Source organism: Sporomusa sp. GT1 (genome assembly GCF_014634905.1).
Lineage (GTDB): Bacteria > Bacillota > Negativicutes > Sporomusales > Sporomusaceae > Sporomusa > Sporomusa sphaeroides.
In genome coordinates, this window is record NZ_BMBX01000038.1 from 1 (window position 1) to 14,438 (window position 14,438).

A 14,438-nucleotide genomic window follows, 5' to 3' on the forward strand; every position below is an offset into this window, starting at 1 on the left:
TTTCGTGTCCGATTACCCATTTCCCATGCTCAGTTTTTTTAAAACTTAGGGCTTGACTTTTAATAGTTAGTCTTTATATTGGCTGAATCAATTTGTAATAATTTGGCTGACTGCGTCCTATCCCAGCTTAACAGACCATTTATTATAAGTCAATTTTTTTTATAACTCAAGCCTGCCCCCGCACCCGCCGGGCGCACGTATAGAAAAAGGACTGTGGAAAAACCACAGCCCTTTTCTGCATTTAAAACATCTTTATTCCTGCTGCCGTATTGGCAGCTTCGATAGCCTGATGGGCCAGTTCGTTGGCCTGCCCCAGGGTATTTAACGCCTGGGAGGGGTTATGGAAGCCCATGCTATTTTCGGCTGCCAGGAGGTCCCAGTAAAACTGGGCTTTACGCACCAGTTCACGCGCTTTTGCCAGTCCGGCCTGGTCGGCGCCAGGCTGGGCGGCTGCCGCTTGAATGGCTTGATGCGCTTTGACGATATTCTGCCCAGCCATATGCTGGAGTTCAAAGGTTTGATCCTGGATGGTTTTTACCCGTTCCTGCAGCCAGGCTGTCCCCTGGTTGTGACAAGGAGTACAGGAATCATCCAGAGTTTTGAGCGGACTTGTTACCCAGTGTGAGGTATATTTTTGTCCGTCTTTCCGGGTATAGGGCATGTGGCAATCGGCGCAGGAAACTCCGGCGGTACCATGATTGCCGGTGGAGAATAATTCATAATCAGGATGCTGCGCCTTGAGCATGGCGGCCTGGGAATCAGGATGCTGCCAGTCCTGAACAAAGCCTCGCGGCGTTTCGCTATAGTAAGCGTACATTTCGGCCGGTTTGAGACCTTTATCCCAAGGGAACACCACTTTGGTGGTGCCTGGCTCAAAGTAATACTCGGAATGGCATTGTGCACACACAAAGCTGCGCATTTCTTCCCGTGATGCCTTGGTCACATCGATGCCGCGCGCGGCCTGGGCTTCAATGAATGCCGGGTTGATGACCCGCAGGTTCATGGTCGCCGGATCATGGCAGGTCGAGCAGGCAACGGAGAATTTGGCTTTATCCATCATTTCAGTAAGGGGTTTATTGGCATAATCCCAGCCATACTCTTTATAAGCTTGTTCCACATAAGGAGTTTTGCAGGTAATACAGGCTCCTTTGCTGGCCGGCCCAATCCGCTTGGTCTCACGCAAATCCTCCATGGCATGAATATGGCCACGGTCTTCTGCATAATCCTTGCTGAAAGGCATCCCCTTAAACAGTGTCAGCATTTCCGGCTGCATTTGTGATTTTTGCACTAAGACACTGCCGCCATACCCTGTTGGCGAAGGTGCCCCTTCTGCTGTTTTCTGATAGCTGGCATATTGCAGCGGGTAATACTGCCCCCACACTGCCGGGTCCATTTCCCCTGCCGGAATAGCGGCAACTTTAACAGCAGAAGCAGGTTTGGCTACTCCGATGCGGACGACAACAAACCCAAAGAATAGCAGACATACAGCCAGCAGGGCAATTAAAGATTTTTGCAGTTTATTCAACCTTTATCCCTCCTTTGCTCTTGTTCGTGCCATGGACTACACCGCGATGACATTTAATGCAATCCTGCCCGCCGGCTGCCATGGCAGTGTTTTCGACTGTCGATTGGTGGCAGCGCAGACAGTTGTCATTCGCGATAGATTTACCTTGGGTTGATATCACCATGGTTGCGGGATAATCTCTAAGCACTTCATGATAAGTGTCATTCATACCGGTCTTGGCTTTCACGATCATTTTGACCGCTAAGTTCTGTTGCGGCAAATGGCAGTCAGTACACTTAAACTGCTTGTGGTTTGATGCCTGCCAGCTGGCTGTGCTTTCGGCCATAGAGTGGCACGAACCGCAAAACTGCGGACTATCGGAGTACGCGTACCCGGCTCCGGCCACCAGCATTCCCGCCGCCGCAAGCACCAAGACTGCCAGGGCAATCTTTAAAGCGTTACGGTTAAGGAATTGACCAGTATCCAAAACATCCCCCTCCTCTCCCACCTAGTATTTGGGTTTTATTTTAGGTCCTGGCAGCAGGACCCTGACCCCTGTTTACCTGCCGGTTATAACCTGCCAGAGCGTTAAAGGCCGCCCAGCCTGCCCCGGCAGTTATCAGCGCCGCTCCCAGCCACACCAGGTTAATTAACGGTTTACGGCTGATTTCAGCTTCCAGTTTTTCCAGTTCTGCGGCCTGGGGCGCTGCTTTTTCGTCTTTAAATTCTACAGTAACTTTGCCTTCTCCCGGCTTAAGCCCGGTGATATGCAGCACATACCGGTCAAGGGCTTTCACTGTCGAACCGACAATATACCCGTTGCGATTGGTCAATTCAGGACGTACTTCCTGGGTCTGCCCATCGGCAGCCACTTCGATTATGGCTTGTACCCGGACGTCCCCCGAACCATCCATACCGGCCATGTTAAATTTAATAAATGTTAAGTCTACCCCCTCCTGGGTAAAAGGCTGGCCTTTGACCAGTGTCAGCTCCGGTCCGTGGTCAGCATCCTCCTGAGGGATAGGCGCAATATACATATCGGCAAACAAAGTCCGGTAAATGCCCGGTTCCCGGGCAGCAGGCGCTCCCTGGCTGTTAAGTTTGGTCAAAGACTTGACCTCGGTTTTATCCAAACCGGCGTGAAACGTATGATGAAAGCCGGCGCCGCCTGCCGCCGGTTCTGTGCCTGCAAAACTAACCGTTTCTCCCAAAATCGTCTGCGACTGGCCCTGAATAAGTGTGACAACAGCCGACTGGCTGCCTGCGCCTGAGGCCATAATCCCTACAAGCATAACCGTCACACCGATATGGCTGAAACCGGCGGCAACAGAGATTTTCCGGGTATAGGCGCCATAGACGTTAGCCGCGGTGGCGGCGCACGCCAGGCCAACGGTAAGCATGATCAGCGGCCGGTATAGGGTAAGACTGCCGGCCAGCAGCAGCCCGCCCAGGAAAAACAGTGCCAGCCAGATATACTGTTTGCGACTGCCTGTTTGTGTGCGGCCCCAGCCAAGCAAGGGTCCTGCCGTCAGGGCTGCCGCCATGGCAACAGCCAACGGCAGGGCGGCGTTATTATAAAAAGCACTGCCAACACTCTTGGGGCTGCCAAAGGCCATTGTGACAAGCGGCGTAGACATGCCGACAAACACCAGGATACCGAAAAAGGCTAAGAGCAGCGCCGTAAGCGCCAGGGTAAACTCCCGGCTGGCAAGCCCGGGATAGAGCTCACCTGACGGCATGCCGGGCAATTTGGCAATATAGAGCGCAAATGCCAGAAATGCCACCACCAGCACTGTCAATCCCAGCAGTCCGCCTACCCCTTCATCGGCAAACGAATGGGTGGAAAAATCGCTCAAAATACCACTGCGGGTAAGAAAAGTTCCATATAACACCAGGGAAAAACTGCAAATTACACCGGCATAAACAGCTTTAACCGCACCAGGGCGGACCTTAGCCAAAAACAGCAGATGTACCAGAGCTCCGGCAGCCAGCCAGGGAACCAGCGAGGAATTTTCCACAGGATCCCAGGCCCAGTAGCCCCCCCAGCCTAGTACCTTATACGCCCAAAAACCGCCGATAAACATCCCGGCGCCAAGAGTGGACAGGGCAAACAGTGCCCACGGCGCAGCCGGCCGCTGCCATTCTTGATGTTTGCCTGTCAGCATGCCGTCAATGGCATAGGCAAAAGGCACTGCCAGCGCCGCATACCCTAAGAACAGCACCGGCGGATGAATAACCATCCAAGGATCTTGCAGCAGCGGATTTAAGCCGGCCCCTTCCAGGCGGGGCTCTGCCAGCATCATAAACGGACTTTTCACCAGCAGCATGATGAGCAGTACTGCCTGCAGCAGGCTATATACCGCCATAGTGCCTGCCGGGGCCGCCGGTTTGCGGGTCAGAAGCAGGCCAAATACCGCATGAAACACCAGCCATAACAGAAAGGAACCTTCCTGTCCGGCCCAAAAGGCGGAGAATTTATATGCCAGTGGCAAGTCACGGGAGGTGTAGCCAAATACATAGGCATATTCAAATCGATTTCCCAAAATGAGATACAGCAAATATACGGCAGCGATACCAATAAGCCCGGCCGATATCTGATAGCACACACGGCCGTTTTGCTCCCAGCTTTGCCTGCCGGCCTTCCTGACCATTCCCGCTGCGCCGGAGCAGACTGCTGCCGTCATGGTTACGAGTAGCGCTAAGACTATTGCACCATAGCCAATCATTGATTCACACTCCCCTGATATTTCGAAGGACATTTTACTAACAGTTTATCGGCCTGAAACTCACCGCCACTGTATTTACCAATGGCGACAATACCTGTGGCCTGCTCCAGACCGTCCGGCTGTACGCCCCGGTAAACAACAGCCGCCTCTTCGCCGGCGTCATCCCGCAGCATAAAACGGATCGACCTGCCATCCCCGGCCTGAGTTATCTGAGACCCGGCCAGTGTACCTTTAACCTGAACAGCGCTTTGCGTGGCTTTAGCCTGCGCGAAGGTAACATAAGGAGTGACTGAGTCATTGAATGCGAAGGCACTGTAGGCAATAAAGCCAACAATAATCAACAGACAAATCACCCGGTGTTTGTTCATAGCTGGGTCCCCCTTTTTGACAACATTGTCTGTGCGGCAACACTTCTGGCCAATAACAGGCCGTAGAGCGCGGTACAGGCACCAACAGCAGCCAGCAGCACTACCAGCATGATGGGGTCCATATCCACTTTGCCTGCACTGTTGAGCACCGGTTCCGGATGCAGGGAAAAATACATTCTCGGAATAATAAACACCAGAAACGGCACCGTAAGAAAGGATAGCAGGGCGTAAACCGCCGCGATGGCCGCCCGCCGCTCTTCCTCCTCAATAGCTGCTCTGAGTGCCAGATAAGCGCCATAAATCAGGAGTAAGATAAAAACGGTGGTCTGCCGGGGATCCCAGTTCCAATACGCACCCCAGGTCAGTTTGGCAAACACCGCCCCGCTTACGGTGGCCAGCAGACAAAAAATCAGTCCTAATTTGGCCGAGCAGGCACTGATCGAGTCAAACGTAAGGCTGCGGGTTCTAAGATACTGAACGGCAGTTACCGCCGACACCAGGAAGGCCAGCACCGATACCCAGGCTACCGGGATATGAAAAAAAGCCATCCGGACAAGATACCCCAGCCCCTCGGCCGGCGGCACCAGATAAAAGACGGCGTAAACCACTCCGGCCAGGCATACTGCGAGGATTGCGTCAAATCTTTTTGAGTCCATATACCCTCCTATGTTTAATCCTGCCACAAATAATCAAATAACAATATACCTGCGGCTATGACAGCGGCATCATAGCCTGCCATAAAAACAAATTCCCGCAGTTCAGGCGCACTGCCGGCCAGCACCTTGGCGGTAGCACTGATAACACTCAAAAATTGCGGCAGCAGCACCGGAAAAGTAAGGACTGTAAAAACAGCATGCTTCCCCTGCGCATACATGACCATGGCCGCCGTCAGGGTGGATACTGCCGCAATGCCGGCAATGCCAAACACCAGGATCAAGGCAAAGGACAGCCATTCCCCCACCGCAACATTCAAAAACATGATAAACAGTGGTACCACCAGGCAGGTTAATCCGGCTAATAAAACCAGATTAAACAAAAGCTTGCCAAAATATACAGCCATACCGGTGGCATATAGTCTGAGAACCAATAGGGTACCGGCCTCCTGCTCCTGAACAAACACCCTGGCCAGACCGGCCATAGCGCAGAAGAACATCACTACCCAAAATAACGCGGCGGCAAATTCCGGCGGCAGCGCCGCCCCGGCCAGCGTCATGCTGACACTGGACAAGGCCGTAAGTGCAAACATAACCAGGGCACCAACAGCGTACCTTGTCCGAAATTCACAGACTGCATCTTTGGCAATTATCGCCCATACCGCCCTCTTAAAGTTCAATTTTATCGGTGGCATACCGGGCCTCCTCCGGTTCGTTGGTCGCCAGCAAAATAACAGCCTGATTGCGCAGGGCATCTGCCATTAAATTCTGTACATAGGCCTTGCCGTCGGTGTCCAGATTGGAAGACGGCTCATCCAGCAGCCAGACACACGGCTCCAGGGATTTGCCCACAGCCAGTTTCAACCGCTGGCGCATCCCGGTAGAATAGGTTTGCACCGGCGCCAATCCCGCCCGGCCCAGGCCGGCCTCCTGGCAGAAGGCCTCAGCCTCTGCAGGGGTACAGGAAACACCTCTTACTTTTGTCCAAAAGAGAATATTCTCAATACCTGTTAAGGCCGTATACATAGCCATATCCGGCGCTACCATGCCAATACAGGCCAGTTGCTGCTCTTTGCTAAGCACAGCGCCCTGGGTATCCAGAAAGCGCACCTGACCGGCACTGGGACGCAGCAGTCCGGCAACGATTTTAAGCAGGGTAGACTTACCGGAGCCGTTGCGTCCGGTCACTGCCAGGCACTGTCCTGCCCTGAACCGGGCATTAATATTCTCAAACAGTATTCTGCCGCCAAATCTTTTGCCGATATTCTCCAGATAAATTTCCATTGTTTGCCTCATATGGTTGCTCCAAACAATATTTCCCATAATAATGTTATTATACCATTCTTATTACATAATTAAAATGATAAAAGACTGACTATTGCGTCAGAATTTTATCATTTATTTTTAACTAATGGTATTTACTTGTTTAGCCTTGGCGGGCTACTAGCTTAAACCGCACATAGATGGCAGTTCCCGTTTCACTGCTTTTTATATCAATAATCGCCTGATGCCTGGCAGCGATGCTGAAGCAAATGGCCAGCCCCAGACCGGTACCGGTATCTTTGGTAGTGAAAAAGGGAGTTCCCAGTTTAACCAGAATATCCGGCTCAATCCCCGAGCCCTGGTCCTCGACAACCAGTACAACCTCCCCCGCTTCTTCGTAGGCCCGCAATTTCATTGTCCCGCCAGTCTGCATAGCTTCCAAGCCGTTCATCGCCAAATTTAAGATAAGCTGCCGGATTTCTTTGGCATCAAAGGGAAAATCGGTAAGGGTGCCAATGTCCTCAACTACGGTTTTCCCGTCCAGAATGGCTTCGGCACGGATCAGTGGCAGCAGGGATTCAATGATATTCCCTAAGTTTTGCAGTTGTTTATCGGTATTTTTATTTTTAGCCAGGCTTAAAAACTCGGTAATGATACTATTGGCCCGGTCAAGTTCCTCCACCATCAGATCAAGATTGGCCGGCGACAAAGCCGCTTTGCCGCTTTTCGCATATTGCAGGAAGCCGCGTACGGTTGTCATCGGATTCCGTATTTCGTGGGCAATTCCTGCCGCCATTTCACCAATAAGGTTGAGACGGTCAAGGCGGGCCATTTCCTTATCAATTAGTTTGCGTTCCGTAATATCATTCAAGTAAACAGACAGACCGTTCTTGGCCGGATAAACCCGCACCTCATAGCAGCGTTCCGGTAAGAGGCAGGCACTTTCAAAACATACCGGCTCCTCACTTTCACCGGTTGAAACGGCAACAAGCTGTTCGATAAGAACCGGATTATGGCTTAATACCTCAAACAGTGTCTTGCCCAGCAGTTCCTGGCGCGACCAGCCAAGGATGGGCTCTGCCGCCTTGCTTACATAGGTAAATTTATAATCGGCATCTACCGCAAAAAAACCGTCCTTGATGCTTTCCAGGATGCTGCTGATGCGCTGGGTCCGCTCGGCCACCATACTTTCCAGCAGTATTTCGTTGCGGCATAATTCCAGTGTAGTATTGGTCAATTGTTCATTAAGATTATCCATCTCGGCAATTTGGCGTTTAAGCATCTCCCGCTGCTGTACCAGCTTGAGCTGGCAATGATGCATCCGCAGGAAGGCATCCACTTTGGCTCTCAGTATCTGGGGATTAAAGGGTTTGAAAATATAATCAACAGCACCCGAGTCATAGCCTTCTAAGACATTTTCCTCGGTTTGACTGATGGCGGTTATGAAAATAATCGGGATGTTCTGGCATTTTTGCCTTGTGCGAATAATTTTAGCTGTATCAAAGCCGTTCAGGTTCGGCATCTGCACATCCAGTAAAATCAGCGCAAAATCGTCGTTTAGCAGACATTTTAACGCCCCCTCGCCGGATGTCACCCCCACCAAAAGATAGTCGGGACTTGCCAGCACCGCCTCCAAAGCCATCAGATTTTCCGGACGGTCATCGACCATCAATATTTTAAACTGTTCTTTCACCTGCTCAGTACCTCCCTCAGCTTATCCCTGAACATTATATTGCAAAACCCGGGATCGTAGTCGATCATTGATGATTCACGGCTGCAGCCTGAGGCGCATCAGTGAAAACAATTTATCGAGCTGTACCGGTTTACTGATATAATCCAGTGCTTCATCGTCCGGATAGCTGTCCTTGTCCTGCTGCGCAGTTTTAGCGGTAAGCACAATAATCGGCAAAGCCTGAAGATCGGGTAATTCACGAATTGCCTGAATGGCCTCAGAACCATTCGCGTCAGGCATCATGGTATCCATAATCACGAGTTTTATATCAGGGTTAGCTTTCAGGCATTCCAGGCCCTCCCGGCTATTTTGGGCAAACAGGGCGGCAATGCCCCTGGCTTCCATAGCGGCAACCAGTGCATACACATTGCGCATGTCATTATCCACAATCAGCACTTTCAGTCCGCAAAAAGCAGTTTCACTGCCATTCACTGACTGCGGCAACAGCAAATCAGACCCGCCTTGTAGCGTCAGGACAGTCTGCTCAGGCTTGCCTGCCGCCGCTTGGGCCTTTACGCTCTCGACCGCGTCGATGATAACACTGCCCTCAATGGGCAGATACAAAGCAAAAGAGCTGCCATAGCCTTCCCGGCTGTCCAAATTAATGTAGCCGCCCAAGAGCAGGGACAGCTCCCGGCTGATGGATAAGCCCAGGCCGGTACCGCCATATTTACGGCTGGTTGTACCGTCGGCCTGGCGAAAGGCTTCAAAAATCACGGCCTGTTTTTCGGCAGAAATCCCAATACCGGAATCGCTTACTACAAACATAAGCCAATCCCGGTTGAGGGCCCTTTTTATCTGGAAATTAACCCATCCCTTTTCGGTAAACTTAAAAGCGTTTGACAGCAAATTTTTCATAATTTGCTGCAGCCGCAGGGAATCAGTGTAGATTGTGGCCGGTACATCCTGCGCGATGTCAAAATTAAATGCCAGTCCCGCATTCTCAGCTACCGGCTTAAACTGCTTTACCAATTTTGCGGTGAAATTGACGATACTCACCGGTTCCGGGTTGATGCTGAGTTTACCTGACTTTAATTTGGACAAATCCAGGATGTCGTTAATTAACAGCAGCAGGTCATTGCCGGCCGAATGAATGGCATGGGCATACTCCAACTGTTTGGACGTCAGATTTCCTTCCTGGTTGGCTGACAGCATTTGCGCCAATAGCAGCAGACTGTTCAGCGGGGTTCTAAGTTCATGCGACATATTTGCCAAAAATTCGGACTTATATTTGGCGGTAACGTCCAACTGCTGCGCTTGCGCTTCCAGGACTGCTTTGGCGTGTTCCAATGCCCGGGTTTTTTCCTCTGAGTGTTTGTACTGTTCCTCCAGGCGCTCGTTAATAATGCGCAGTTCTTCCTGCTGCTGCTGCAATTCTGCCGACCGATGCTGCAGTTCTTCGGCAAACGCCTGCGATTCGGCCAACAGTTGGTCAGTCTGCCCCTTGCTTATCACCCGCATAAAGCTTATGGCCACATTATTCATGACTTGTTTCAGGTATTCAGTATGGGTTTGCGTCAACCGGCCAAAACCGGCCAGCTCAACAACCGCCAACACCTTGTCTTCCACGGCAGACGGAAAAACAGCCACATAATCGGGCTTAGAGCTGCCTAGTCCGGAAGCAATTTTTATATACTCGTTAGGCACCTGTTCCAGAATAACCGGCTGGTTTTGCAGGGCACACTGCCCGGTAATGCCTTCGCCCATTCGAATTTTATCTGCCCCCATAGAGTCGCCGGTATCGGCATAACTGGCAATTTTGCTTAATATCTGGCAGTCATTTTCTCTTGCCACAAGGTAGAACACTCCATAGCTGGCACCCACAGTCGGGGCAAGTTTGGAGATAAAGGCCCTTCCCAGCGTCGTCCGGTCATTGACCCCCTGCAGCATTGTCGACATTTCAGCCAGCTGCGACTTCAGCCAATTTTGCTGTTCCATCGCCTGAATAAACTCTTTTTCCTGTTTACGATGCCGTTCCAAGGCCGCTGCCATCTCATTAAAAGCAACGGCGATACAACCGATCTCATCCTGGGTGGAAGCTGCAATGCGAGGAAAGCTTTCACTGTCAGCCGCCTGCACACTGCCGATTACTTTCGCCAGCCGTCTAAGGTCATGGGTGATACTGCCGACAACCTGGATGGCAATGGTTCCCCCGGCCAGCAGACAGGTTATAATACAAAGGGCCAGCAGGATTTGCGCCAAGTTGCTGGTGAATGCCGATTGTTCTAAAAGCTTAGCCAGGCTTCCTTCCTCGGTAATCTGAATTTCTTTGGCCACGCCTATCGCCTGACCAATAATCCGCTGTCCGTCAAATGCCAAAAGATTGGCTGCTTCCGCCTGGCGGCCGGACTTGGTCAAAATAATAATATCCATGGTTAACTGTCTATAGTTATCCTGAGTGGCCTTGAGCCTTGGCAAAAGCTCTGCCACCGGGGAGTTATTCGCCAGCTTCAAATACGTCTCGTAAGCTGCTTGCAATGCTTCCTGATGTTCGGCCATTCTCTGCAGCGCAAGCTCTGTTTGGCTGTACTCGGCAGCCATAATAAGAGTTTTAAGCTCACTTTCAATCAACCGGACTTCTTGCAAAATGCCGGTGGTTAGCCTGACTTTTTCATACCTGTTTTTCATAACCTCATTCACATTGGTATCAAGCTGATAAATCAAAAACATGGCTATTCCCAGAAACATCACCAGTATCGCTACAATAGAACCAAACGCCAAATACAATTTACTCTTAAAACCCATGACTCTAAACCTCCAATTACATCTAACCGTTTAGTCATTCTACAATATACTGTTGTTTCCTTCTAAAAATTCAATATTTTTACAACAAACTTCCAAATCCTACTTCTAATAAAACAATTTTTGACTGAATAAACCGGCCTTAGCGGCAGGATCTGGCACGGATAAAATACTATGCCCTGGGCAAGCTAATTGTACAATTTTTTTTTAAAGGGCTTATTATGGAAATTTCACTGGAACATATCATTCTTGGCGTTTCCTGGCTTGCTATGGCACTGGCCCTTTGGCGCTGGGTTCCCAAAGACAGGCACAGCTTGCGTAAAGCGCAGATAGCTTTCTTCTGTAAGCAGGCAATAACCTGGTTGTTTGGCCTGATGGTAGTCGAGTGGGGACTGCTTTCCTATCCTATTCATGAATTTGAGCACGCCACTAATACCAGCTTTACTTTCGAATTTTTTGTTTACCCGTCTATTTGCGTGCTGTACAATCTGCATTTCCCGGAAAATCAAGGCTATGTAACTACTTTTTTGTACACCGCCGCGTATTGCAGCGGCATCACGATACTGGAAGTACTGCTGGAGAAATACACCCTGCTCATCCATTATATCTACTGGACCTGGTACTGGACCTGGATCACCCTCTTTCTTACCTTCTGCCTGTCGCGCACCTATGTTAAGTGGTTTTATCACGGTTATGATCACAAAAAAACTTAATTTCTGCCATGTTCCTTACTGAGGCACGCAAAACATATATACATTCTGGTAAACAAAAAAACAGCTATGAGACAAGCTCATGCTGTTTCTTTATATGTTACGCCCGGATTTTCAATCATACCCGCAAAGTTCATAGCTATCAACAATCACTGCCTCACCAGGCAGTTTCGCAATATCAAAGCAGCCTGTCAACTCGGCCGCTTTAACCGGCTGGAAAATATCAATCAAATTTGCTTTCCAGGCCAAATAGCCGATAATGGTTTCCGGCGTAATGCCATGCGCTTTGAGAGCGGCAACAGACAAGGCCTGCTGCCGCTTGGACAGCCGGTAGCCCTCTGCATCCACCAAGAGCGGCACATGGGTAAACACCGGTGCCTGGCAGCCCAGCAGCCGGTACAGCAATAACTGGCGCGGCGTGGAACCTAATAAATCATATCCTCGCAACACATGGGTAATCTCCATGGCGGCGTCATCAATGACAACGGCTAATTGATAGGCGTGCACACCATCGGAACGCCGCACAACAAAGTCGCCCACTTCCCGGGCAAGCTCCTGGCAAACATACCCGGCATGCAAATCGGTAAAAGCAATTTCACCCTCAGGCACCGCCAACCGGAGCGCCGGCCGCCGGGCGGACCGGCGTTCGGCCGGCACCGGACTGTGCCGGCAGGTTCCGGGATAAAGCCGTTCCTGATCACCGGCATGCGGCGCCGAGGCAGCTAATTCAGCCCGGGTGCAGTAGCAGGGATAGACAAGGCCGGCGGTTGCCAGACGGTCAAGCGCAACCTGGTAAAGATCACGCCGCTCGTTTTGGCTGTAAGGTCCATACCGGCCACCAACATCCGGCCCTTCGTCCCAGTCAAGTCCCAGCCACTTCATATCTGCCATCAGCTTGTCCGTATAGGCTGTCCGCGACCTGTCAGGATCAAGGTCTTCGATTCGCAGCACCATGGTTCCACCGGCGCTGCGTACCTGCAGCCAGGCCAGCAGCGCTGTCCAGACATTCCCCAGATGTATTTCACCCGTCGGACTGGGAGCAAACCGCCCCCGCATCAGTCAAGAAAATCCTCTCTGACAGGTACAAAGACCTCGATAAGCTCCGCCGTTTGCAGCACGTTGACACTATGTTCCGCTCCGCCGGGAATGGCCCAGCTGTCACCAGGACATAGCCGGTGCTCCTCTTGCCCGATGGTCATGACGATTTCACCGGTTATCAGGTAACCAATCTGCTCATGCGGATGACTATGGGGCGGCAGCTGTGCACCGGCAGTAAGCACAAACCTGGTTAATAAGCCTTTCTCTCCCACTGCCAGCGTTTTCCGCTCCACACCGGCAAGCGGTTCGACAAACGGTTTATCCTTATCTCTGACAATCATCGGTAGATCCCTCCCTGAAGTTCACTGATTTTGTTGTTTTTCGCCCATATCATTGGTCAGTCCCAGTTTATCAAACACCTTGTAGGTCAAGCTGATAGCAATAGCGACAACGGTTGCCAGCGCCATTCCTTTCAGGGTGACTGAAGCCAGGGTCAGCGACGCGCCGCTAATGCCAATGATGAGGACAACGGCTGTTAAGATCAGATTGCGGGATTGATTATAGTCGACTTTGGCATCAACCAAAATCCGGATACCGGAAGCGGCAATAACACCAAACAGCAGCAGGGATACACCGCCCATGACCGGGGTGGGAATGCTCTGAATCACGGCTGCCAGCTTGCCGACAAAGGATAAGACAATGGCAAAAACGGCGGCAAAGCCGATTACCCATACACTGTATACCTTGGATATGGCCATAACGCCAATATTTTCACCATAAGTGGTGTTCGGAGTGGAACCAAAGAAACCTGACAGCATGGTGGACAGGCCGTTACCGAGCAGCGAACGGTGCAGGCCGGGAGAAGCCGCCAGATCACGGCCGACAATATTGCTGGTAACTACCAGATGGCCGATGTGTTCGGCAATAACCACAAGTGCCGCCGGCACAATAATGGCCATAGCCTGCAGGTTAAATTCGGGCGCATAGAAGGTCGGCAAAGCAAACCAGGGTGTGGTGCCGATGGGCGTAAGATCAACCAGCCCCAGCACCAGCGCCAGGATATAGCCGGCAACAATACCAATGAGGATCGGAATAACGGCAAGAAAGCCGCGGAATAAAATCGACCCCAGTACGGTTACCGCTAAGGTAAACAACGAAACCGTTATGGCCTTGGCATCAGGCACTTTGGCCGTCAGGCCGGCCATATCGGCAGCCACCGGGGCCAGCTCCAGGCCAATGATAGCAACAATGGCCCCCATGGCGGCAGGCGGAAAGACGACATCAATCCACTTTGTCCCGACAACGCGAATGCTCAGGGCCACCAGTGTAAAAACCAGACCGGTTGCAATAAAACCGCCCAAAGCCGCGCCATAGCCAAACTGGGGTAATACGAGAAATACCGGTGAAATGAAAGCAAAACTGGAGCCAAGATAGGCTGGGATTTTCCCTTTAGTAACAAAAATATAGAGCAGAGTGCCGATACCATTCCATAACAGGATGGTGGCCGGGTTAACCTTAAATAACATAGGAACAAGTACGGTTGCGCCAAACATGGCAAACAAATGCTGCAGACTTAGCGGCAAAGTCTCCAGCAGCGGCAGCTTTTCTTCCACCTGAATTGTACGTCTCACGAAATTTCCTCCTCAAAATTAGTCCTGTTTTATTATACTATCTTTTGGCAAAGTTTTCATAAAATTTTAAT

13 protein-coding genes are annotated in these 14,438 nt (G+C 51.1%); 1 reads left to right on the forward strand and 12 read right to left on the reverse strand.

The features are described from left to right. Nucleotides 1-241: 241 nt before the first annotated feature. The 9 genes from GT1_RS20665 to GT1_RS20705 all read right to left on the reverse strand — a co-directional run bounded on the left by GT1_RS20665 (nucleotide 242) and on the right by GT1_RS20705 (nucleotide 10,991). Nucleotides 242-1,525 carry an ammonia-forming cytochrome c nitrite reductase subunit c552 gene (locus GT1_RS20665; protein WP_188400292.1) on the reverse strand — a complete coding sequence of 428 codons (1,284 nt, stop codon included), beginning with the start codon at nucleotides 1,523-1,525 and terminating at the stop codon, nucleotides 242-244. Next, nucleotides 1,518-1,991 carry a NapC/NirT family cytochrome c gene (locus GT1_RS20670; protein ID WP_188400293.1) on the reverse strand — a complete coding sequence of 158 codons (474 nt, stop codon included), beginning with the start codon at nucleotides 1,989-1,991 and terminating at the stop codon, nucleotides 1,518-1,520. Before GT1_RS20670 ends, GT1_RS20665 begins: the two co-directional genes overlap by 8 nt. 40 nt (nucleotides 1,992-2,031) lie before the next feature. After that, nucleotides 2,032-4,230, reverse strand: coding sequence for a cytochrome c biogenesis protein CcsA (gene ccsA, locus GT1_RS20675; RefSeq protein WP_188400294.1), 2,199 nt, complete (start codon nucleotides 4,228-4,230; stop codon nucleotides 2,032-2,034). Next, nucleotides 4,227-4,598 (reverse strand): cytochrome c maturation protein CcmE, encoded by a 372-nt coding sequence (locus GT1_RS20680; protein WP_188400295.1) that lies wholly within the window; start codon nucleotides 4,596-4,598, stop codon nucleotides 4,227-4,229. The genes ccsA and GT1_RS20680 overlap by 4 nt, the downstream gene beginning before the upstream one ends. Beyond that, nucleotides 4,595-5,254, reverse strand: a complete 660-nt coding sequence (locus tag GT1_RS20685; protein ID WP_188400296.1) for a cytochrome c biogenesis protein — start codon at nucleotides 5,252-5,254, stop codon at nucleotides 4,595-4,597. The genes GT1_RS20680 and GT1_RS20685 overlap by 4 nt, the downstream gene beginning before the upstream one ends. 14 nt (nucleotides 5,255-5,268) lie before the next feature. Continuing rightward, a complete protein-coding gene (locus tag GT1_RS20690) occupies nucleotides 5,269-5,946 on the reverse strand; it encodes a heme exporter protein CcmB (protein WP_188400297.1) in 678 nt (225 codons plus the stop codon). Then, nucleotides 5,921-6,535, reverse strand: a complete 615-nt coding sequence (locus GT1_RS20695; protein WP_223226409.1) for an ABC transporter ATP-binding protein — start codon at nucleotides 6,533-6,535, stop codon at nucleotides 5,921-5,923. Before GT1_RS20695 ends, GT1_RS20690 begins: the two co-directional genes overlap by 26 nt. Nucleotides 6,536-6,677: 142 nt before the next feature. After that, nucleotides 6,678-8,207, reverse strand: coding sequence for a response regulator (locus tag GT1_RS20700; RefSeq protein ID WP_223226410.1), 1,530 nt, complete (start codon nucleotides 8,205-8,207; stop codon nucleotides 6,678-6,680). Nucleotides 8,208-8,282: 75 nt separating this feature from the next. Continuing rightward, nucleotides 8,283-10,991, reverse strand: a complete 2,709-nt coding sequence (locus GT1_RS20705; protein WP_188400299.1) for an ATP-binding protein — start codon at nucleotides 10,989-10,991, stop codon at nucleotides 8,283-8,285. 218 nt (nucleotides 10,992-11,209) lie between these two features. Between GT1_RS20705 and GT1_RS20710 the strand changes: the two genes are divergently transcribed. Then, complete coding sequence (locus GT1_RS20710) at nucleotides 11,210-11,701, forward strand: CBO0543 family protein (RefSeq protein ID WP_188400300.1); 492 nt, start codon at nucleotides 11,210-11,212, stop codon at nucleotides 11,699-11,701. Nucleotides 11,702-11,812: 111 nt separating this feature from the next. Here GT1_RS20710 and gluQRS read toward each other — a convergent pair whose 3' ends face one another. Genes gluQRS through uraA form a run of 3 tightly spaced genes read right to left on the reverse strand, consistent with a single transcriptional unit; the run spans nucleotide 11,813 to nucleotide 14,367 of the window. After that, nucleotides 11,813-12,754: a tRNA glutamyl-Q(34) synthetase GluQRS gene (gene gluQRS, locus GT1_RS20715; protein ID WP_188400301.1), complete on the reverse strand. Its 942-nt coding sequence runs from the start codon at nucleotides 12,752-12,754 to the stop codon at nucleotides 11,813-11,815. Next, nucleotides 12,754-13,077, reverse strand: coding sequence for a cupin domain-containing protein (locus tag GT1_RS20720; protein WP_188400302.1), 324 nt, complete (start codon nucleotides 13,075-13,077; stop codon nucleotides 12,754-12,756). Before GT1_RS20720 ends, gluQRS begins: the two co-directional genes overlap by 1 nt. Nucleotides 13,078-13,098: 21 nt before the next feature. Continuing rightward, on the reverse strand, nucleotides 13,099-14,367 hold the full coding sequence (gene uraA / locus GT1_RS20725; protein ID WP_188400303.1) for a uracil permease: 1,269 nt from the start codon (nucleotides 14,365-14,367) through the stop codon (nucleotides 13,099-13,101). Between the last annotated feature and the right edge of the window lie 71 nt (nucleotides 14,368-14,438).